15 protein-coding genes are annotated in these 20,559 nt (G+C 71.0%); 2 read left to right on the top strand and 13 right to left on the bottom strand.

All coding sequences use genetic code 11. The annotated features are described in order from the left end of the window. Positions 1–189: 189 nt before the first annotated feature. The 9 genes from ACFWV8_RS18385 to ACFWV8_RS18345 all read right to left on the bottom strand — a co-directional run bounded on the left by ACFWV8_RS18385 (position 190) and on the right by ACFWV8_RS18345 (position 13,064). On the bottom strand, positions 190–1,848 hold the full coding sequence (locus ACFWV8_RS18385; RefSeq protein WP_384202862.1) for a PucR family transcriptional regulator: 1,659 nt from the start codon (positions 1,846–1,848) through the stop codon (positions 190–192). A 275-nt stretch (positions 1,849–2,123) separates the two neighbouring features. Next, entirely contained in the window at positions 2,124–3,230 is a 1,107-nt protein-coding gene (menC, locus tag ACFWV8_RS18380; protein ID WP_384202859.1) for an o-succinylbenzoate synthase, read from the bottom strand. Then, positions 3,227–4,138 (bottom strand): GNAT family N-acetyltransferase, encoded by a 912-nt coding sequence (locus ACFWV8_RS18375; RefSeq protein ID WP_384202856.1) that lies wholly within the window; start codon positions 4,136–4,138, stop codon positions 3,227–3,229. The genes menC and ACFWV8_RS18375 overlap by 4 nt, the downstream gene beginning before the upstream one ends. A 31-nt stretch (positions 4,139–4,169) precedes the next feature. Next, entirely contained in the window at positions 4,170–5,375 is a 1,206-nt protein-coding gene (locus ACFWV8_RS18370; RefSeq protein WP_384202853.1) for a M20 family metallopeptidase, read from the bottom strand. Between the two features lies 1 nt (position 5,376). Further along, the gene (locus ACFWV8_RS18365; protein WP_384202850.1) at positions 5,377–7,371 is read right to left on the bottom strand and encodes a prolyl oligopeptidase family serine peptidase; all 1,995 of its coding nucleotides are present in this window, start codon (positions 7,369–7,371) and stop codon (positions 5,377–5,379) included. After that, complete coding sequence (locus tag ACFWV8_RS18360) at positions 7,368–8,411, bottom strand: ABC transporter ATP-binding protein (protein ID WP_384202847.1); 1,044 nt, start codon at positions 8,409–8,411, stop codon at positions 7,368–7,370. Before ACFWV8_RS18360 ends, ACFWV8_RS18365 begins: the two co-directional genes overlap by 4 nt. After that, positions 8,408–10,399 (bottom strand): dipeptide/oligopeptide/nickel ABC transporter permease/ATP-binding protein, encoded by a 1,992-nt coding sequence (locus tag ACFWV8_RS18355; RefSeq protein WP_384202844.1) that lies wholly within the window; start codon positions 10,397–10,399, stop codon positions 8,408–8,410. Before ACFWV8_RS18355 ends, ACFWV8_RS18360 begins: the two co-directional genes overlap by 4 nt. A 9-nt stretch (positions 10,400–10,408) precedes the next feature. Further along, the gene (locus tag ACFWV8_RS18350; protein ID WP_384202841.1) at positions 10,409–11,407 is read right to left on the bottom strand and encodes an ABC transporter permease; all 999 of its coding nucleotides are present in this window, start codon (positions 11,405–11,407) and stop codon (positions 10,409–10,411) included. Positions 11,408–11,474: 67 nt separating this feature from the next. Then, on the bottom strand, positions 11,475–13,064 hold the full coding sequence (locus ACFWV8_RS18345; RefSeq protein WP_384202838.1) for an ABC transporter substrate-binding protein: 1,590 nt from the start codon (positions 13,062–13,064) through the stop codon (positions 11,475–11,477). Between the two features lie 333 nt (positions 13,065–13,397). On the opposite strand from ACFWV8_RS18345, the gene ACFWV8_RS18340 reads away from it, so the two are divergent. Continuing rightward, positions 13,398–15,122 (top strand): CocE/NonD family hydrolase, encoded by a 1,725-nt coding sequence (locus ACFWV8_RS18340; RefSeq protein ID WP_384202835.1) that lies wholly within the window; start codon positions 13,398–13,400, stop codon positions 15,120–15,122. A 55-nt stretch (positions 15,123–15,177) separates the two neighbouring features. Here the strand turns inward: ACFWV8_RS18340 and ACFWV8_RS18335 are convergent, their stop codons facing one another. The 3 genes from ACFWV8_RS18335 to ACFWV8_RS18325 form a co-directional block, all read right to left on the bottom strand. Further along, positions 15,178–16,584, bottom strand: coding sequence for a serine hydrolase domain-containing protein (locus tag ACFWV8_RS18335; RefSeq protein ID WP_384202832.1), 1,407 nt, complete (start codon positions 16,582–16,584; stop codon positions 15,178–15,180). A 535-nt stretch (positions 16,585–17,119) separates the two neighbouring features. Next, positions 17,120–18,055, bottom strand: a complete 936-nt coding sequence (locus tag ACFWV8_RS18330) for a helix-turn-helix domain-containing protein (protein ID WP_384202829.1) — start codon at positions 18,053–18,055, stop codon at positions 17,120–17,122. Positions 18,056–18,162: 107 nt separating this feature from the next. Further along, positions 18,163–18,615, bottom strand: a complete 453-nt coding sequence (locus ACFWV8_RS18325; RefSeq protein WP_384202826.1) for a MarR family winged helix-turn-helix transcriptional regulator — start codon at positions 18,613–18,615, stop codon at positions 18,163–18,165. 177 nt (positions 18,616–18,792) lie between these two features. Here ACFWV8_RS18325 and ACFWV8_RS18320 point away from each other — a divergent pair, with 177 nt between their 5' ends. Beyond that, entirely contained in the window at positions 18,793–19,779 is a 987-nt protein-coding gene (locus ACFWV8_RS18320) for an NAD-dependent epimerase/dehydratase family protein (protein WP_384202823.1), read from the top strand. Positions 19,780–19,902: 123 nt separating this feature from the next. On the opposite strand, the gene ACFWV8_RS18315 is transcribed toward ACFWV8_RS18320, so the two are convergent. Next, complete coding sequence (locus tag ACFWV8_RS18315; protein ID WP_384202820.1) at positions 19,903–20,559, bottom strand: response regulator; 657 nt, start codon at positions 20,557–20,559, stop codon at positions 19,903–19,905.

Below are 20,559 nucleotides of genomic sequence, written 5' to 3'. Positions count from 1 at the left end.
CCCGCTGGCCGCCCTGTCGTCATGGCGGGTGGCCCCTGATCTCTCCGGCGACGTACGCCGGTGCGGGGGCTCGACGGGCCGGTTCGTGGTGCGTGCGCCGTGCGGCCGGTCTCGGGCGACCGGTCTTCCCCGCGCGCTTCGTGGGCAGGGACAACGGAAGGCGGTCGGATTCGTGCCTGCCGCTGACCGCTACGACAGCGAGTGGAGACGGAGTTGGAGCATGGCCGCGAACCGGGCCTCCGGGTCGGCCAGGTCGATGCCGCCGACCTCGCCGACGCGGCGCAGGCGGTAGCGAAAGGTGTTGGGGTGGACGTGGACGGAGGCGGACGCGGCGATGACGTCGCCGAAGGCGTCCAGCCAGGCGTTCAGGGTCTGCACCAGGCTGGCGTGGTGTCGCTCGTCGTAGGCGAGGAGCCGTGCCACCGGGCTGCTGGGGCGGTCACCCCGGGCAGCCGCCATGTCCCGCAGTTCGAGCATCAGCGATTGCACGTGCACGTCTGGCAGCCGGGCGACCCGGGGTTCGCCGGGGTGGGATCGAAGGACACGCAGGGCCCGGTCGGCGCAGGTGCGTGCGTGCGCGAGGTCGGTGACGGCGTCGACGACGGCGCCGACACCGATCAACGCCGGGATGCGGTCGCCGACGCGGTCGACGAAGTCGGAGGCGATCCGCAGCGCGCGTTCCTCGCCGTCCTCGACATCCCGTCCCGTGGGGACGAGTGCGTAGGCCACATCACCGACAAGGGCGGCGGCGCTGCGTGGATGAACGGCGCTCACATGCATCGCGAAGGCGTCGGCGACCCGCTGGCGTTCGGCGGTCAGTACGGCGTCGGCGCCGATGGATGGCTCGCCGGCCGAGTCGGACAGGGCAAGCGCGAGGACGACCACGGGCTGGTCGGCCAGGCCGAGCCGGTTCAGTGCGTCGCGGGCGCCGGGGCCTCCCTCCAGTGCGGTGCCGACCAGTTCGGCGCGCAGTCTGCGTTCGACGTCGGCGCCGGCGCGGACGCGGAGCATGTGCAGGGCGACGAGTTTGGCCGCGTCCCGCAGGGAGTGTGCCCGTTCCGCTTCGAGCGGTTCCTTGACCGCGGCCCAGATCGAGCCGAGGATCTCGTCGCCCGCGCGAACAGCCATGGCCACGCGAGGCAGTGAGAAGCCCGCCGCCTCGGCCGCATCGGCGGACGGGCTGATGAAGACGGGATCGTCGGCGCGGTAGATCTGCTGGAACACGCCCCGCTCGGCGAGCACACGCGAGTAGCGCTCGGGAACCTGCCGGCCGAGGATGGCCTCTACCCGCGCCGTGTCTGCCTCGTCCTGCCGCCCGGAGAAGGCCAGGACACGGGAGTTGCGGTCCTCGATGGTCACCGGCGCGTCCAACAGCGCGGCGATCGCGTTGGCGAGCGTGAACAGGTCGCCGGACGGAACACCGCCGAGCGTCGCCGCGTCGGGGTCTGTGACGTCGTCCTCGGCGAGCAGGGATCGCAGCATCGCGGTCAGTTGGGTCCACGAGGCGCCGGGCGTGAGACCGAGCACCGCGACGCCGGAGCGTTCGGCGGCCGCCAGTATCTCGCCGTCGGTGGGTACGGGCGCGCGGAGCACCAGTCCGGCTGCGCCCTGGGCGCCCATGGCGCCCAGGAGCGCGACGATGTCGGCCGCCTGGTGGACGCCGACGCCCAGGACCAGCGCCTGGGGCGGCAGCACAGGGGCGTCGATCGGGTCATGGATGACGAGGCCGCCGATGTGCTCGCCGCGACCGGACTCACCATGGACGAGGTGAAGCAGCGTCGTGCCGAGGTCGTCCAGCAGTCGGCCGAGACTGGTACGGGGGCGCGGGTTCATTCGGGGTAGCACCACCTGACTGACGCTAGCCGTGGGGAGGACGGCCTGATTCGTCCGGATGAACGAGATCCGTCGCCATTTTTGTTCCCGGCGACCAGCCAGGTAGGCGCTTGTGCGACCGGGCTCAGAGCCTGTCGGGTGGCCTTCGATCGGATAGCGGACGCGGTCTGGTGCGTGCGATTCCAAGGCTCCGGGATGTCCTCGTAGCGGAGCTACTAGGATATTTCGGCAACGCGGGAAGCGTGCGTGCCAGGGCGTGGACGCCCGATCAGAGGCCACCCGACAGGCTCTCAGCCGGACAGCCACTCCGTCGAGATCGTGACCGCCTCCAGCCGCTCGGGCAGCGGCTCCACTCCGATGCCGGGTCCGGTCGGCACGGCCAGGTGACCGTCGTCGAGCAGGAAGGGCTCGGTGAGGTCGGCCGCGTAGTAGCGGTCGGAGGCCGAGGTGTCGCCGGGCAGCGTGAAGCCGGGCAGAGCGGCGAGCGCCACGTTGGCGGCGCGGCCAATACCCGTTTCGAGCATGCCGCCGCACCACACGGGCACGCCGTGGGCATGGCAGACGTCGTGGACGCGGCGTGCTTCCAGGTAGCCGCCGACTCGTCCGGGCTTGATGTTGACGATGGAACAGGCGCCGAGTGCGATGGCGTCGGCGGCGGCCTGCGCGGAGACGATCGACTCGTCCAGGCAGATCGGGGTCGTCATGGACTTCGCGAGCCCGGCGTGGCCGAGGAGGTCTTCCTCCGGGAGCGGCTGCTCGATCAGGAGCAGGCCGTAGGGATCGAGGCGGGCGAGGTGGCGTGCGTCGGCCCTCGTGTAGGCCGTGTTCGCGTCGACCTGCAGGAGTACGTCGTCGCCGTACCGCTCACGGACCGCCCGGACCGGTTCGAGGTCCCAGCCGGGCTGGATCTTCAGTTTGACCCGCGTGTAGCCGGCGTCGAGGTATCCGCCGACGGCGTCCAGCAGTTCGGGGACGGAGTCCATGATCCCGACCGAGACGCCGCACGGGACGCGGTCGCGCACGGCGCCCAGTTCTCGCGCGAACGGCCGGCCGGCGGCGCGCAACTCGGCGTCGAGGACGCCCATTTCCAGCGCGGCCTTCGCCATCCGGTGCCCGCGGAAGGCTTCGAGGGCGGGGGCGACCGCCACCGCGTCCAGGTGGTCGAGGCGTGCGAGTGCGGGCACCAGGAAGCGGCGCAGCACATCGGCCGCCCCGTCCACGTACTCGGAGGAGTACGTGGGTTCCTGAAGCGCCACGCACTCGCCCCAGCCCTCGGCGTCGGTGGTGACCACGCGCAGCAGCAGGATGTCGCGCAGCGACTCGGTGCCGAACGAGGTGCGCAGCGGTGTGACGAGCGGCATGTGTACGCGGCGCAGTTCCACGCCCTTGAGTCTCATCGGTTGTCCTCCTGAGGCTGATCCGTGTCATGGCCGCGGGCCAGCAGGTACCAGCCCGCGCGGTCGAAGCCGGTCACCCGCGCGCCGTCGTCGAGGAGCCCGCCGAGCACCTCGCGCAGGGCCTGCCGCCAGTCCTTGGCCGCTTGCGGGTCCTGGGTGCGCAGCGCCTCGATGTCGCTCGGGACAGACACGAGGAGGGTCTCGGCGTCCCGTGGCCCGGACACGGGTCGGCCGGCCTGGGAGACGTCCAGGGCGACGGCCGCCCCGGCGGCTCGCTCGGCGGCGACGTCGAAGAGCGTTCCGTGGCCGGCGGAGGCGGCGACGACCCGTGGGGCGGTGAGATCCCAGCGAACGAGCAGCCGGTCGCTCTCGTCGCCGCCGTTGATCGCGTCATGCATCCCGCCGTAGAAGTCGGGCAGGTACTCGGCGGGTGAGGCGGCGAGCTTGACGAGGTTGAAGTAGGCGTTGCGGCGGACCAGCGGGTCGAAGGTCCAGCAGATCGTGGACGCTCCGTGCTGCAGCGCCCAGGCGCGCTGGTGCAGTTTGAGGACGTAACCCACATTGTGGCCGCGCATGCGGGCCGAGACTCCGGCGATGTGGCTGTAGAGGCAGCCGTCCCTGGGGGCGCCGAAGAACGCGACGCTCGCGCCGACCAGCTCGTCGCCGTCGTATGCGCCGGTCACGTAGTTGCCCGACTTGGACAGCGCGCGCAGCAGTTCCGTGGTCATCAGCGGTTTGCTCGGGTCGGGATGCCAGATGGTGTCGTAGAGCCGGGACACCGCTTCCAGCTCGTCGTGGCGGGCGAGTTCGCGGAGGGTCACGCCGGCCGCCCGGACGGCGGCGTCGGAGCGCAGCGCGGCCTCGACGTGTCCCGCGATGTCGTCAGGGGCTTCCTGAAGGTCGGTCATGACTCCATGCTTTCGGCCTGGGCTGCGTGGGTCATGGTCGTGCGGCACGAGACGAAGGCTGCTGATTCGTGAGACCGCACGGAGAGGAGAGCGTCCGCCAGTCGGCAAGCAGGTCGGCCAGGAGCGCGGTGAGCAGCGCGGTGCGGCCGGGCAGTTCGTCGACGAGCACGTGTTCCCCGGCGGAGTGCGCGCCGCCGCCGACGGCGCCCAGGCCGTCGAGCGTCGGCGTCCCGATGCCGGCGGTGAAGTTCCCGTCGGAGGCGCCGCCGACCACGGCGCTCGTGAGGGGGGCCAGGCCCAGTCGGGCGGCGAGCCGTGCGGCGCGGTCGAACAGGTCTGCCGAGGCCCGGGCCTCCAGGGGCGGGCGGTTGGGCCCGCCGGTGATCTCCAGGCCGGCACCGGGCAGTACCGGCCGCAGCGCCCGCATGGCGGTGTCGAGGCGTGCCTGCTCGGTCACCGACCGGACCCGCGCGTCCACGTCGAGCCGTCCCTGCTCGGGCACGGTGTTGGCCGTCGTGCCGGCTGACATGACGGTCGGTACGACCGTCGTCTGCTGCCCGGGGTCGGCCAGTGCCTGTACGGCCAGGACCTGGTGGGCGAGCTCGACGCCGGCGTTCACGCCGCGCCAGGGCTCCAGCCCGGCGTGCGCGGCGCGGCCCCGTACGTGTATCTCGTAGCGTGAGACGCCCTTGCGTTCGGTCTTCAGCGCACCGCCGTCCGCCGACGCCTCCAGTACGAGTGCGGCGGCGCAGCCGGATGCCTCGGTCTCGATCAGCTCCCGCGAGGTCGGTGAGCCGACTTCCTCGTCGCCCGTGATGAGCAGGGTCACGCCGGAAGGGTCGGGCAGGGCGGCCGCGGCGTGCGTCGCCATGACGAGACCGGCCTTCATGTCGAAGCAGCCGGGGCCGCGCAGGACACCGTCGACGACGCCGAAGGGGTGGGCGGTCAGGGAGCCGATCGGCCACACCGTGTCGTGATGGCCGAGCAGCAGCACGCGCGTCGGGCCGGGGCCGAACCGCCAGCGCAGGTGTGTGACGCCGTCGAAAACGATCCGCTCCGGGACGGCGCCGAGCCGGGCGGTGCCCAGTTCGGCGACGACATCGGCGCTGCGTGCCACGGCAGCGAGGTCGCTCGACGGGGACTCACAGGACACGAGCCGTTCGATGTCGGCGAGGATTTCGGGCAGCGTGGCCCGTGTCCGTGCGAACAGCGCCGGGTGGTCCATGTCAATCCCCATGTCAGTCCCCCTTGGTGGTGGCCGACCGATCGCGGTGCGTGTGGTGCTCCACCCAGTCGACGATGCGCCGGTTGAAGTCCAGTCGATGCGAGGGGCGACCGTCCACGATGAACGTGTGCGACGCGTCCGGGTACAGCACGAGCCGGCTGGGCACGCCCAACTCGCGCAGCGCCGTGAACCACTGCTGCGCCTGCCCAATGGGACAGCGCAGGTCGGCTGTGCCGTGCAGGATCAGCGTAGGCGTGCGTACACGATCCACCTGCGCCAGCGGTGACATGGCGGCGAGCCGGTCGTGGCTGCGCCAGAAGTGGCCGCCGAACTCGTGGACAGCGAGGAAGTGTCCGTCGTCCGAGCTGCCGGCCATGCTGACCGGATCGGTGACGGGGCCGCCCGCGACCGCCGCCGCGAACCGGTTGTCGCGGCTGGTCAGGTAGCAGGTCAGATAGCCGCCGTAGCTGTAGCCGGTCACTGCCAACCGCCGTGGATCGGCCACGCCCTCGGCGACCAGGTCGTCCAGCGGTTCGAGGAGGTCCAGGGCGTCCGCTTCGCCCCACGCGCCGAGGGCCGCGGTGTAGAACCGCTCGCCGTAGCCGTCGCTGCCGCGGGGGTTGAGCAGCAGCACTGACCAGCCGCGCGCGACGAGTTCCTGGTGGTAGAGGTGGATTTCGTCTGCGGCGGCGTTCCACGCGTTGTGGGGTCCGCCGTGGATGTCCAGCAGCAGTGGCTGCGGGCCACGCGCGTCGGGGGCCCGGATCAGCCAGCCGCAGACCCGGGTGCCGTCGGAGACGATGAACTCCCGTTCGATGCGCGGGTACGGCTGCACGTCCGCGAAGGACACACCATGGCCGGTACGCACGCGCAGTGCGCCGCCTGCGAGGTCCACGGTGACGATCTCGCCGTACGACGTCGGCGTTGCGAGGACGACCGCTGCCGTGTCCGGGGCCGCGGACAGCCCGGAGACGACTTCTCCGGTGCCGCCGAGCACGTGCCGCGGACGTCCGCCGGTGACATCCACCGCGTACAGGTGGGTGCAGCCGCGGTCACGGGCGCAGAACAGTACGGTGCGGCCGTCGTCGGTCAACTGCGGTGCCGCACCCGGGTATCCGGTGCCGCCGGGCATGACGTTGCGGTCCAGCGGCGCCGCGAGATCCACCACATCGCCCCCGGCCGTCGGCACCCGCAGCAGCCCGGCATGCCCACGCGGACCACCCACCGTGCCGACCGTCAGCAGCGCGCTGCCGTCGCCAGCCCAGGTCACCGCGCCTGCGCACAGGTCAGCCGGGCCGACCTGGCGAGGGCTCGCCTTCTCGTCGGTCGCGTCGAGGACGTGGAGGGGGACGTGCGGGGTGAGGTCGGTGTCCGGTTCGGGCGCGGCGGCGAAGGCCAGTCGGGTGCCGTCGGGTGACCAGGCCGGGGCGTCGGCGTTCCAGTCGCCGCTCGTGGCCTGCCGGCACCGCTGTTCCACGAGGTCGAGGACGTGGACATGCCTGCGGACGGAACGCAGCAGACCGGTGCCGTCAGCCTGGTAGTCGAGCCGGTCGGCCACGACGGGCGCCGCTTCTCGCCGACGCCGGGCGGCGTCGTCCTCGCCCTCGACCGCGGTGGGGTCCACGGGAGCGCTGAACGCGATACGCGTGCCGTCGGGGCTCCACACCGGTGCGCCCGCGCCGAGCGGCAGCCAGGTCAGCTGCTCGGGTTCGCCGCTGTCGGCCGACAGCAGCCAAAGCTGCGGCGGACCGGCCGCCTCGCCGGGTGCCCGCAGAAAGACGAGCCGGGTGCCGTCCGGCGCCCAGGCGGGCGAGGTGTCCGCGGGGCCCGTAGTGAGCCGCTGTGGCGGTCTTCCGTCGGACACCCGCCACAGCGAACGGTGGTCACGGTCGGCGTCCGTGTCCGACGTCCTGAGCACATAAGCCAGTTGGTCGCCGGCTGCGGACAGCGTCGGCTGCTCGGGGACAGCCAGGCCGTGCAGGTCGTCGATGCAGGGGCGGCGGGTCATGACGCGGTGTCTCCTCGCTCGTCGGTGGGGAGGGCTGCCACGGCGGGCGCGGGCAAGGTCACCGGTTCGCCGGGGAAGTGGCAGGCGGCGTGGTGGGGGTGGTCACGGCCGGGCTCGGTGGTGCGGCACACGTCGCGGCCGGCCAGGACCAGCGGGCCGACCGGGCAGCGTGGGTGATAGCGGCAGCCGACGGGTGGATGGTGCGGGTCGGTCGGTTCCGCGTCGCGCACCACACGCGCAGGCGAATTGTCGGACTCGTCGGCGAGGGTGTGCCGGGCGTGGGGCACGGATGCGAGTAGGTCGCGGGTGTAGGGGTGCTGGGGGTCGGCCAGCACCTCCTGCGTCGGGCCGTGCTCGACAATCCGGCCCAGGTACATCACGGCGATGCTGCTCGCGACGTACCGCACCGCCGCCAGGTTGTGCGAGATGAACAGCATCGACACACCGAGGTCGCGTCGCAGGTCTCGTACGAGGTTGAGCACTGTGCCCTGGACGGACACGTCCAGCGCCGACGTGATCTCGTCGGCGACGATCACGTCGGGCCCGGCGGCCAGCGCCCGGGCGATCGCGACGCGCTGCCGCTGCCCGCCGGACAACTGCCTCGGGTACATGGCCGCCCGGTCCGGAGCGAGCCCGACCCGTTCGAGGAGCCGAAAAACCTCCTGGCGTCGATCGGACTTCGCAGCGTCTGCCGGCTTCGGACCGCCTGTGGATCGGCGGGGCATGGTCTCGGCGATGGACGCGCCGACCGTCATCCGCGGATCGAGCGAGGCGTACGGGTCCTGGAACACCATCTGCACCGGCCGACGGGCGCCGGTCCGCTGCCGTGGGGACTCGCCGCCGAGCAGGATCCGTCCGCTGTGCACGGGAAGGAGGCCGACCGCCGCGCGGGCCAGGGTCGATTTACCGGACCCCGACTCGCCGACCAGGCCGACGGTCTCCCCGGCGGGGACGGTCAGGTCCACTCCGTCCACCGCGGTGAAACCGCTGCGGCGGTTGCCGTAGCGCACGCTGACGTCCTCGAAACGCAGTTCTCTCATGACCGCTCTCCAGCCTCAGCCGTCTCAGCCGACCGTTCCGCGGCGGGTTGTGTTCCGAGACCGGTCTCGGCATCCGCGTGCCAGCAGGCGACCCGCCGACCGTCCGCATCGGTCTCGACCGGCGGTTCCTGCTGGTGACATCGCTCGTCCGCGAGCGGGCAACGCGGTGCGAAGGCGCAGCCCGGCGGCAGAGCGGCCGGGTCCGGCAGCCGCCCCGGGATGACCGGCAGCGGGCGGTGTGTGTCGCTGTCCATGCCGGGTACGGCCGCCACGAGCGCCCGGCTGTAGGGGTGCCGTGCTCCGGTCGCCAGCTCGCTCGCCGGGAGTTCCTCGACGATGCGGCCGGCGTACATGACCAGGACCCGGTCGCAGACCTGTCCGACGACCGTGACGTCGTGACTGATCAGCAGGGTCGCGACGGCGTCGGAGCGCCGGACCGAGTCGATCAGTCGCAGTACCTGCCGCTGCACGGTGACATCGAGTGCGGTCGTGGGCTCGTCGGCCACAACCAGTGCCGGGGAGCCCATCATGCCCATCCCGATCATGGCGCGTTGCCGCATGCCGCCGGAGAACTCGTGCGGGTACTGGCGTGCCCGGCGCTCGGCGGCGGGGATGCGCACGGCGCGCAGCCGGTCGACCGCGCGGGCGGCGGCGTCCCTCCTGTTCAGGCCGCCGTACTGCCGGGACACTTCGGCGAGCTGGCCGCCGACGCGGAGGGCGGGGTTGAAGGAGGTCATCGGGTCCTGGAACACCATCGCGAAGGACGAGCCGAGCAGGTGCGCGTGGTCGCGGGGTGTGCCGCTGAGCAGGTCGGCACCGAGGAACCTCAGCCGCTCGGCGTCTACCTGGACGCGCTCGTCGAGGAGTCCGGCCACAGCGAGGACTGTCAGGGACTTGCCCGAGCCCGACTCGCCCACGATGCCGACGGCCTCGCCGCGGCCGAGGCGGAAGCCGACGCCTCGGACCGGGCGTATTGGACCGTCGGCGGCGGGGACGGTGACGGTCAGATCGCGGACGTCGAGGACGAGATCCGCGGCGGCTTCGTCCGAGGTCCGGTCCGCGTCGGCCGTCGTGCGGCGCGCCGCGCGGCCGAGGGGCGTGAGCTGCCCGGTGGCGGCCTGACCGATGCGCGTGGCGACCGCCTCGCCGAACAGGTTGAACGCCAGTCCAGCGACGACGATGGCGATGCCGGGTGCCAGGGCTGCCGCCGGGTGGACGTAGATGCCGTCCAGGCCGTCGCCGAGCAGCCGCCCCCAGTCGTAGGACGCCCCCTGCACCCCCAGCCCGAGGAACGACAGCGCGGCGAAGGCCAGCAGCGCGGAACCGGCGCCGATGGTGGCGTTAACGACGAGCGGTTCGGCGATGTTCGGCAGCACGTGCCGCAGCAGCAGCCGGACCCTGCCCACGCCGGCGATCCGGGCGGCGGCGACGTAGTCGCGTTCGACGACCCCGGCGACCAAGGTCTGCGTCAGCCGGGCGAACCCGGGGGCGGCGGCGCATCCGATCGCCAGCACCGCGCCGGTGGTGCCGACCCCGAAGATCACCGCGAAGAAGAGGGCCAGAAGCAGTCCAGGGAAGGCGACCGTGATGTCGACGACGGTCGCGACGAGCCGGGCCGCGCGCCGCCCGACGACCACCGCCGCGGTCCCCAGCAGCAGCCCCGCGACGACCGCGATGAAGGTGGCCACCAGCGCCAGCCCCACCGACAGACGGGTGGCGACGAGGACGCGCAGGAACAGGTCACGGCCGAGGTTGTCGGTGCCCGCCCAGTGTGACGGCGACGCACCCTCCAGTAGCACGTCGGTGTTGATCGCCGCTGCCTGGTGTCCCCATACCGGCGGTGCGATCACCGCCAGGACGAGGACGCCGCCGAGCAACAGTCCGGCGCCCGCCCCGACCGGGGTGCGGAGCACCGAGAGCCAGCCGGCGGACCGGCCACCGGGACCACGTCCGGCCGGGCGCCGTCCGGCGGGGGAAGGTGTTCTCATGACCATCACTCAGCTCTCCCGGATCGTCGCCGAATGCGGGTCGAGCAGCGCCACGGCCACGTCGACCACCACGTTCACCAGCAGCACTCCGACGCCATAGATCAGGACAATGCCCTGCACCAGCGGATAGTCCTTGGCCAGGATGGAGTGGACGATGGTGTTGCCCAGTCCCTGCCAGGCGAAGACGTTCTCCACGAGCACGGACCCGGCGACCATCGAGCTGAGCAGCAGCCCGCCGACGGTGATCGTCGCTGCCAGCGCGTTCGGCAGCGCGTGCCGCAGATAGAGGGCGGCGGCAGGCAGCCGCTTGGCGCGGGCGGTGCGGATGTAGTCGGCCTCGAGCACCGTCACCATCTGCACCCGGAGCAGCCGGGCCAGCACCGCGGCCGTCCCGACAGCCAGGGACAGCACAGGCAGCACGTACGAACTCGGCGCCGCGCTCCCGGCCACCGGCAGCCAGCCCAGGCTCACCCCGAACACGTAGACGAGCACCACGCCGAGCAGGAAGTCGGGGATCGCGGCGAGCACCACGCTCGTCCCGGTGAACCCCAACTCGGTGCGCCGAGCCCGGCCGCCCCGGGTGAGCACGCCCATCAGGACGCCGACGGGCACCGCGATGACGACCGCGACCGCGAACGCCGTCAGGGCGAGTTGCAGCGTCGCGGGCAGCCGGTCGCCGATCACTTGTGAGGCCGGCAGGTTGAAGGTCATCGAGGTGCCCAGGTCGCCGCTGATGACGTCCCGGAGATAGTGGACGTACTGCACCGGCAGCGGGTCGTCGAGCCCCAGGTCGGCGCGGCGCGCGGCGACCAGGGAAGCGGGCGCGGTCGGGCCGAGCGCGGCGCGGACCGGGTCGCCGGGGATGAGGTGGATCATCAGGAACGCCGCCGTGACCAGCACCCACAGTGACAGGACCAGTCGGCCCGCGCGGCGCGCCGCGAAGCGCACCCAGGTGTTGCCGGTCAACCGGGTCAATGTGCGGGGTGGTGCCTGGCTCAAGGTGGTCACGGCCGTCCTTGTCTCTCCGGTCGGCGGGCGGGGGTCTGCTGGGGTGAGGTGTGCGGATGTGCCGCGGTCAGCGGGCGAGCATCCGGATGCTGGTGGGGACGAGGGAACCGGCATACTCGAACCTGGCGCCGCTGCCGAACGTCTGGATGGCCTGGTTGGCGAACGGGATCACATCGGCGTTCTTGACCAGGGTGCTCTCGGCCGCCAGCCACTCAGGGCAGCCCTTGGTACCGGTGACGCTCGCGGCTTGGGCGACGCCTGTGCTGTAGTCGGTGTTGTCGATGTGCGCGAAGTTGGTACCGGTCGGCGGCACGGGCCCCGACAGGAACGGGACCATCTGGTCGGGCGAGCCCGGGACCAGCGACTCCCAGACGATGTCCCAGTCACCCGTGGAGAAGAGGGTCTGCCCGATACGGGTCAGATCCTGCGGACGGCTGGTGACCTTCACGCCCAGCTTCTGCCAGATCTGCGTGGCGAGTTCGGCCGCTGCCGTCCCACCGGTGCCGAGGAGGCTGGTGTCGAAGGCGAAAGTGAGCGCGAGCTCGCGGCCGTTCTTCTCCCTTACCCCGTCGGCACCGGCTTTCCAGCCCGCGGCGTCCAGGAGCCGTTCGGCCGCGTTCGGGTCGTGTGCGGGCAGCGCCTCGGTGATGGAGTCGCCGGGGCAGACGAGCGGTTCAGCGGCGGTGAACGTCGTGGGCGCGGTGCCCCTGGCCATGGTGAGCACCTTGCGCAACTGAGCCAGGTCAAGCGCCTGAGTCAATGCCCGGCGCACCGAGGTGTCCGCCGTTGGGCGGCCCTTGGCCTGGTTGAACCACATCTCCCCAGTGACCGTGGGGGACTTGGCGGCGAAGAGGTGCGCCCCCTCCAGGCGGGAGGTGTCCGCGCCGGTGACGGTGGCGGCGTTCAGCGCACCGGAGAGCAGGAGGTTCGCGGCCGTCGTCTGGTTGGGGACGATCCTGACGAGGACTATGTCCGGCAGACCCTTCGTGGCGGTGCCGATGCCGTCCGGGCCCCAGGTGTAGCCGGACCGTTTCCGGAACGTGTACTCGTTTCCGGCTACGGACTTGGTGAGCCGGTACGGGCCGGTCCCGAGGGTCTCGTGCGCCAGCGACGACCGGTCCCGCATGCCCTTCGCGCACACCATCGGCAGCCCCGCCAGGCCGTAGAGAACGAACGGGGCCGGACCGGCCAGGGTCATCGTCACCGTGCCGGCGGAGGTGTCGGCCGTGGCGTGGGCGCCTACCGGGAGGAAGACTCCGAGCAGCGGGCTCTTGTTCTCGGGATCAGCGACGTAGTTGATGTTGGCGGCGGCGTCGGCGGCGGTGAACGCCGAGCCGTCGGAGCAGGTGACGCCCTCGTGCAGGCTCAGGACGACTTTCTTGTCGGTCGTCTTCCAGGTGGTCGCCAGACCGGAGACGAGCTTGCCGTCGGCGTCCGAGTTGAGCAGGTGGTCGTAGGCGAACTGGCCGATCTGGATCGCCGTCGCCAATGCCGACGCCTGTGGGTCGAGGTTTCCCGGGTCCGATTCCAGGGCGAACGTGAACGTTCCACCGTCGACGACCTTGCCGGTCCCGGTCCCGGTCCCGATGCCGGTGGCGCAGCCGGTCAGCACCATCGCGCCGGCACATGCCCAGGAGGTCGCTGCGCTCAGTCTCATGTCCTCCCACCTCCTCAAGTGGCCGTAACTGGCCGAATGTGGCTGGTGCGCCATGGTGCCCGAGGCGCCCACCGAGGTGTTGGTACCGGCGGACGAGAACGATCGGACCCACTGGTCGTGACGGACAAGGGTCCGGACCGCAGGCGGTGACACCGGTCCCGCGACGCGGGGAGTGCGAACCGCGGCGCGGCTTTTCGTCGGCGTGTACGAGGCGCCCGATGCCCTCGGCTTCCTAGCCTCCAGCCCCATCAGGGCCTGTCCGCTCATGAACGCCGGACAGACCCTGGCCGACGGGACAGCCCCGCCGGTTTCGTTCTCAAGGAGCCCGTGTGTATGTCTGAGCTGCCCGACACCTCCGCCGACGCGCCGACGACGCCGTTCGCCCGCTGGCTGCGCGACACCGACGAATCCGGTCTACGGCGATTCGAGACCGGCATCCCCGTACGCGACGGCGTCGAACTCGCCGCCGACGTCTACCTTCCCGAAGGCGACGGGCCGGCGCCCGCGATCGTGACCATCACGCCGTACGGAAAGGACAACGTCGGCTTCGCCACCGACGAGGCACGCTTCTACCAGCGGCACGGGTACGTGTTCGTGGCGGTCGACGTGCGGGGGCGGGGCAAGTCGGAGGGCACGTGGGTGCCGTTCGCGAGTGACCCCGACGACGGCTACGACATCGTCGAATGGGTCGCCGCACAGTCCTGGTGCACCGGCAAAGTCGGTATGACCGGCCTGAGTTACATGGGCTGGACCCAGTGGGCGGCGGCCTCGCGCAGGCCCCCGCACCTGACCTGCATGGTCTCCACGTCGGCGGCCGGCCGCTGGCAGCAGGAGATCCCGTTCACCAACGGCGCCTTCCAGCTGTACTTCGCCTGGTGGGCGTTCGCCACCCGCCGCCGCATCTCCGAGATCCACGCCATGGCCACCATGGACTGGGACCGCCTGCTGCCCACCCTGCCCTACGACGCCATCGGCACCGAACTCGGCATCCCGCAGGACAACTGGCGGCTGCTCACCGGCCGGGACCGCCTCGACGAATTCTGGCAGGCGCTGCGCTTCGACGACGGCTACGACCGCATCGACATCCCCTGCCTGCACGTCACCGGCTGGTACGACCTGGAGGACCTGCTCGGCGCGTTCCACCACTACGAACACATGGCCGCGGGCTCCCCGGCCGCCGACTCGCAGTATCTGCTGGTCGGACCGTGGAGCCACCTGAAGTCCCGCTACCCCGACCGCTATTACGCCGGCCGCGACCTCGGCCCGGACGCGGCCTGGGACATGGACGCCGAGCACCTGCGATGGTTCGACCACTGGCTGAAGAAGGAGGGGCCGGGGCTGGACGACGTGGCGAGGATCCGCCTCTTCGAGCCCGGCACCGACCAGTGGCGTACCCCGGCCACCTGGCCGATGGCGACATCCGAGCGGTCCCTGTTCCTGGGCCGCCAGGACGAGGAGGGTCTCCTGACCGCCACCGCTCAGGAGCAGGAGTCCTCGACCGCCTACCGGTACGACCCCGCCGACCCGGTGCCGACCCAGGTGGACGTGCGGGCCTATCCCGTCGAGGACGTGCCACTGCTGCAGGATGCCAACGAGGCCCGCCCGGACGTGCTGACCTTCACCGGTCCGTCGCTGGAGACGGAGACCAGGATCTCGGGATGGGGCCGCGTCGAACTGTTCGCCTCGTCCGACTGCGACGACACCGAGTGGCACGTGAAGCTCTGCGACGTCCACCCGGACGGCCGGTCCTACAAGGTCACCCAGGGCTGTCTGCGGGCCGCGTGCCGTGACTCGCTGGTCGAACCGGCTCCGCTGACGCCGGACGAGATCACCAGGTTCGTCGTGGAACTCTGGCCGACCCAGCATGTGTTCCTGCCCGGCCACCGGGCGCGGGTCACCGTCACCAGCAGCGACTTCCCGTGGTTCGCCCGCAGTCTGAACCGGTTCGGTGTGGTGGCGACCCAGGCGGAGGCACGGGTCGCCCTCAACACCGTCATGCACGGCGGGGACCACCCGAGCAGGCTGGTGCTGCCGGTGGTGGACGCGGCGGCACAGTGACACGAGCGGCGTCGCCTCCCAGGCCATCAGACCGAGGCGACGCCGCATCGTTCAGTCACCGTGTCAGGCGCCGGTCCGCCCGACCGGTGTGCAGGTACTGAGCGTGGCCGGCGCCGTCGTCCCCGACGAACGTGTGCGGCGCGTGCACCCCCGCCTCGGCCTGGGCGGCGAGCAGGGTGTCGCCGCGCAGGTGCAGCAGCTCGAAGCGCTGCGGCGTCATGCCCAGGCTCACGGCGACCGGGGTCGGCCTCTGGTCCGCCCAGACACGGCCATCGGCGTCCTGGCTGACCGTGCTCTCGGCCATCCGGGAGGCATACGTGCCGACGTACCGCGAGGCGTCCACGCGGCGGGGTTCGGCCGATGGCACCGGGTACTTCGGCACGGTCACGCCGGCGAGCTCGCCCAGGATGTGCGCGAGGACGGTCTCGAACAGCGGAATCACCTCACCGCCGTTGGTGAGCAGCGCGACCGCCACGCCCCGCTCGGGCACCACCCGCAGGAAGGCACGCTGTCCGATGGTGCCGCCGTCATGGCCGACCACACGGCCGCCCGGCCAGTCGAACAACTGCCAGCCAAGACCCCAGGACGTGTCCGTGCCCAGGTACGGCACATCCACCTGGCGTTCCTGCATTGCCCGCACGCTCCCCGCGCTCAACGCGCGGTGGCCCGGGGCCATGTGCAACCGGGCGAAAGCGATCAGGTCGCGCGGGCTCATGGCCAGCATGGCCCCGGCGGCCACGTTGGACCGGGTGATGGACCAGACGGGCGCCGGCTGTGGCTCGGCCCCCGGTTCGGCGGTGAGGTGGCCAACGGCGGCGCGGTGCAGGAGCGCCTCGTATGGGCTCGCGGCAGCATGACCGAGGCCGAGCGGCGCGAAGAGATGACGGCGCAGGCAGTCGTCGTACGACGCACCGCGCAGAACCTCGACGATGCGGCCGAGGACGCAGTAGCCGGCGTTGTTGTACGAGAACATCTCCCCTGGTGCGAACAGCTGGGGCACATCGGCGAGGGTGGCCACGTACTTCTCCACACAGTCGTCGCCGACACCGGTGTCCGTGAAGATGTCGCCCTCGAACCCCGCGGTGTGGGCCAGCAGTTGGCGCACGGTGATGGCCGCCGCTGCGCCATCGTCGGCCAGCACGAAATCGGGCAGGTAGCGGCGCACCGAAGCATCGAGGTCGAGTCGGCCTTCGTCGACGAGCTGCATGACCAGGGTGGCTGTCCAGACCTTGGTGATGGAGCCGATCTGGAACACCGAGTCGGTGGTCGCCTCGACACCGGTCGCCTTGCTCAGCACGCCGCTGGCGAAGTCGACGGCCTCATCACCGACGCACACCGCGATGGCGGCGCCCGGAACCTGGTGCTCTGCCAGCAGGCCGGGCAGCCTCGCCCGGATCCACGTCTCGACTTCGTTCAGGTTCGCCATGGGGGAGCACTCCAGCCAGGAAATCTTGCGGGTCACCGGATGGTAGGCGCGGCCACGACGACGAAGTTCGTGCCGCCGGACGATTCAGCGCCCGCACGTTCGTGCTCGCGGCGCACCGCCCGGCGGACGCGATGTGCGTTCCGGTCTTTCGGGAGGGGCAGGTGCGCTGGCCGCGGCGTCGCCGGGCGGCTACGGCGGCGGCTGGGTGAACGAGCCCTGCTCCTCGCCCACGGGAGCCGACCCGACCATTTGGACACGTGACCAGCAGCGGCCGGGAACAGTCAGAAACACCAAGAGAAAGGCCAGCCCAGGCGGTAAGTGAGGGCGCCAACCGGGCAACAAAATGCCTGATCAGAGGCCCTCTGTGACTCACTCGGGCCAGGGGTGGCGGCCCCGGTCGTCCTCTCCAGCCCCCGCGCTCCGAGCAGGTTAGATACGAAGTGCGGGCTGCCTCGGGGGGATCAGCTTCTTGGTGACCGCAGCCCCGAACGCCCCCGACAGCCTTGTCTCCGACCGCACCGCCCAAGTCTGAACAGCGGTCCCCAAACGGATCAGCACGCCTCATCGGCTATCACGCACCAACTCGTTGGTCTGTGCGGACTGTTCCGCACTGTTGGCGGTACTGGCTCGGAGAGATGCCGTACGCGGCCCGGAACGCCTGGTTGAAATGCGCGGGGCTGGTGAAGCCCCAGCGCGCCGCGATGGCGTTGATCGGGCTGGCTGCCAGCCGGGGGTCGGCGAGGTCGCGCCGGCACTGCTCCAGGCGGCGCTCGCGGACCCATCCGGCGACGGTGTGGCCGTCCTGCTGGAACAGCTTGTGCAGATACCGCAGGGAGATGTGGTGCGCGGCGGCGATCGTGTCCGGGGTCAGCCGCGCGTCGCCCAGGTTGTCCCGGATGAACGCGTGGATCCGGGCCATCAGCGCTCGCCGTCTGGTGTGGGCCGGCACGGCGCTCCCGGTGTCCAGCGCGTCGGCCAGCGCCGCGATCAGCACGTCGAGCGTCAGGGTGGTCAGCCGGGCGGCGTCGGACGGACTGAGTTCGTCGAAATGCCGGGCGAGTTGGAGCATGAACTGTGAGGACAGCGCGCCGATGCCCCGGGCCCCCGGGATGCGGATCGCGCTCAGAGTCCGCAGTTCGCGGGGCTGCAGTGGCAGGAACGAGCGCGGGAAGCCCAGAAGCAGCAGCCGGCTCACCGAAATATGCTCCTGGAACTCGGCTTGGTAGGGGCGTGAGGTGTCGAAGAGGACCAGGTCGCCCACTCCGAACACCGTGCACCGGCCGTCCTGCGTCACCCTGCCACCACCCCGCTCGACGCAGACCAGCTTGAATGCCTCGGGGGCGGACTGGCGGATGTGCTTGGGCGTGCGGTGGACCGTATGCCGCGTGCTGGTCATCAGCGCCGCCTGCACCGGGCCGAACTCGGTGACACCGACGTCGGCCTGGAAGTCGTTCTCCAACTCCCGTTCGCAGCCCAGTTCGTAGGGCACCCAGAGCTTCGAACTCACTTCACGCCAGAAGGCGAACCGTTCTCCCGCCGCTACATGCAGGACAGGCTACGAAACGATGGCAGGGGAACTGCGACGGCAGCCGCCGTGCGGCCTCGCCCGGTCCGTCAGCCGCCGTCGGTGGGCAGCGGGTCGGCGGCGCCGAGGACGCGCAGGATCTCGACCAGTGTCGAAAGTTGCTGACCGGTGAGCGGTTCGAACAGCTCCTCCGCCGCCGCTTCGTAACCGGCCGTCCACTCCTCGGCCAGTGCCGCCCCTTCCGCTGTCACCCTGAGAAGGACGGAACGGCGGTCGTCCGCGCTGGCATGCCGCTCAAGCAGTCCGTCGCGGACGAGCGCCTCGACCAGGCTGGACGCGGTCCCCTGGGCGATGCCGACCGCGAGCGCCAGCTCGGTGAGACGGATGGGCTGCGACCGTGCCACCTCCACCACCAGGCGGGACCTCGGTGTGGACACCCCGTGCTCGCCGAGACGCTCGTTGAAGTGACGCACGAGAACCTTCGCCGTGCGGCTGAATTCGTCGGCGACCTGTGCTGCCGTGAGCTTCCCGCCCTGGGGCACCGCCCACCTCCTCCTTGACGCCTCCATCATACGGAAGGTTTCATAGACGTAGATGTATCGGTATCGAACTATTCGGCGCCTATGCATTAGGAGGGGCGGTCATGCTCGCGCGCACCCGGCGTGGCGACCGACATCGCGCGTACGGAGAGTGCGCGCTCAACCGTGCGGAGTGGAACCATGAAGATCTTCGTCACCGGCGGCAGCGGTTTCGTCGGCAACGCTCTCGTCCATCGCCTTGTCGCCGAAGGACACGACGTCACGGCACTCGCCAGGTCGGGAGCCGGCATTCGGCGCGTACATGCGGCCGGCGCCCAGCCCATTCCCGGGGATCTCACCGGCCTCCGCCAGGACGCCTCTCCGGCACCGAGCTGGCTCGCCGAGCTACAGGGGGCCGACGCGGTCGTGCACGTCGCGGCTCACATGGAGTTCTGGGGGCCCGACGCGCTCTTCGAACAGGCCAATCAGATCCCGACTGTCGCCCTGCACGCCGCGAGCGTCGCGGCCGGGGTGCGACGCTTCGTACTCGTCAGTGCCGCATCGGTCTCCACCGGCAGCCGGCGCCGTCCCGTCGTCGACGAGTCGACACCGGAGGGCCGCCCGAACATCGCCTACAGCCGCGTCAAGCTGGCCACCGAGCGTGCCCTCCGGGACGCGCACAGCGGGAGCACCGAGCTGGTGGTACTCCGCCCGCCGTTCATCTGGGGCCGCGGGATGACGACGATCGACGAGATGGCCGGGGTCGCCAGGGCCGGACAGTTCGCCTGGATCGACCACGGCAAGCACATCGTCGACTTCGTGCACGTCGAGAACCTGGTCGGCGCCCTGCTCCTCGGGCTCACACGCGGCCGCCGCGGAGGCGCCTACTACGTAACCGACGGCACCCCGATGCCCATCCGCGACTTCCTGACCCCCTTGCTGGCCACCCGCGGCGTGGACCTGTCCAACAGTCGCAGCGTCCCCCTGGCGATAGCGGCGCCCACGGCAGCGATGATGGACCGCACGGCGCGCCTGCTTCGCCGGAAGTCCGCTCCCCCGCTGACGAACTGGCTCGTAAGCTTCACCGGCCGGGACCGTTCCTACGACATCACCGCCGCGAGGACCGAACTGGGCTACTCACCCGATGTGACACTGGAGAAGGGCTTGGCGGAGATGAGCCTCTCCTGAGACATCCTGAGACGCCCGGGGCGGTCACCCGGAGTGCGGAAGCCTCGCCAGTGGCCAGGGCTCCGTCGTTCTCGCGGTCGGCCCGACAGAGCCGGTACGGGCCTGAGCCTGATGGCTCACCGGTCACGCGGGTCTCACCAGGCCCGCGTCATAGGCGAAGATCACCGCCTGGACGCGATCCCGGGCCCCGATCTTCGCCAGCACCCGGCTCACATGCGACTTGACCGTCGATTCGGCGAGCGAGAACCGCTGGGCGATCTCGGTGTTGCTGCAACCGGTGGCCATCGCGGTGAGGACTCCGCGTTCGCGTTCGGTCAAGGCGCTGAGCCGGCGCTCCTGTTCGACGGTCCGGCCGGGCATCCGATCGGCGAACGCGTCGAGGAGCTTGCGGGTCAGTCCGGGGGCGATGACGGCGTCCCCGGCGGCCACCGCCCGTACACCGGCGATGAGTTCGTCGGGCAGAGCGTCCTTCAGGAGGAAGCCGCTGGCTCCGGCGCGCAGTGCCGCGTACGCGTACTCGTCCAGGTCGAAGGTGGTGAGGACCAGGACCCGGGAGCGGCCACCCGACCGCACGATGCCGCGGGTGGCCTCGATCCCGTCCATGCCAGGCATGCGGACGTCCATCAGTACGACGTCGGGACGGAGTTCGGCGGCCTTGCGCACCGCTTCGGCTCCGTGCGTGGCCTCGCCGACCACGCTCAGATCTGGGTGCTGCTCCATGAGCATGCTGAAGCCGAGCCGTTGCAGGGCCTGGTCGTCGACGATGAGAACGGTGGTCAT

Origin of the sequence: Streptomyces sp. NPDC058665 (assembly GCF_042714995.1) — a bacterium.
GTDB lineage: Bacteria > Actinomycetota > Actinomycetes > Streptomycetales > Streptomycetaceae > Streptomyces.
The sequence above is the reverse complement of the archived record's forward strand: the minus strand, read 5'-3'. Positions and strand labels throughout refer to the sequence as shown.

What these genes read in the sequence shown, in the direction of transcription:
- ACFWV8_RS18340 (WP_384202835.1), top strand. Translation starts at nt 13,398, where the DNA reads ATGTCTGAGCTGCCCGACACCTCCGCCGACGCGCCGACGACGCCGTTC.
- ACFWV8_RS18370 (WP_384202853.1), bottom strand. Translation starts at nt 5,375, where the DNA reads ATGGGGATTGACATGGACCACCCGGCGCTGTTCGCACGGACACGGGCC.
- ACFWV8_RS18360 (WP_384202847.1), bottom strand. Translation starts at nt 8,411, where the DNA reads ATGAGAGAACTGCGTTTCGAGGACGTCAGCGTGCGCTACGGCAACCGC.
- ACFWV8_RS18315 (WP_384202820.1), bottom strand. Translation starts at nt 20,559, where the DNA reads ATGACCACCGTTCTCATCGTCGACGACCAGGCCCTGCAACGGCTCGGC.
- ACFWV8_RS18355 (WP_384202844.1), bottom strand. Translation starts at nt 10,399, where the DNA reads ATGAGAACACCTTCCCCCGCCGGACGGCGCCCGGCCGGACGTGGTCCC.
- ACFWV8_RS18320 (WP_384202823.1), top strand. Translation starts at nt 18,793, where the DNA reads ATGAAGATCTTCGTCACCGGCGGCAGCGGTTTCGTCGGCAACGCTCTC.
- ACFWV8_RS18345 (WP_384202838.1), bottom strand. Translation starts at nt 13,064, where the DNA reads ATGAGACTGAGCGCAGCGACCTCCTGGGCATGTGCCGGCGCGATGGTG.
- ACFWV8_RS18365 (WP_384202850.1), bottom strand. Translation starts at nt 7,371, where the DNA reads ATGACCCGCCGCCCCTGCATCGACGACCTGCACGGCCTGGCTGTCCCC.
- menC (WP_384202859.1), bottom strand. Translation starts at nt 3,230, where the DNA reads ATGAGACTCAAGGGCGTGGAACTGCGCCGCGTACACATGCCGCTCGTC.
- ACFWV8_RS18375 (WP_384202856.1), bottom strand. Translation starts at nt 4,138, where the DNA reads ATGACCGACCTTCAGGAAGCCCCTGACGACATCGCGGGACACGTCGAG.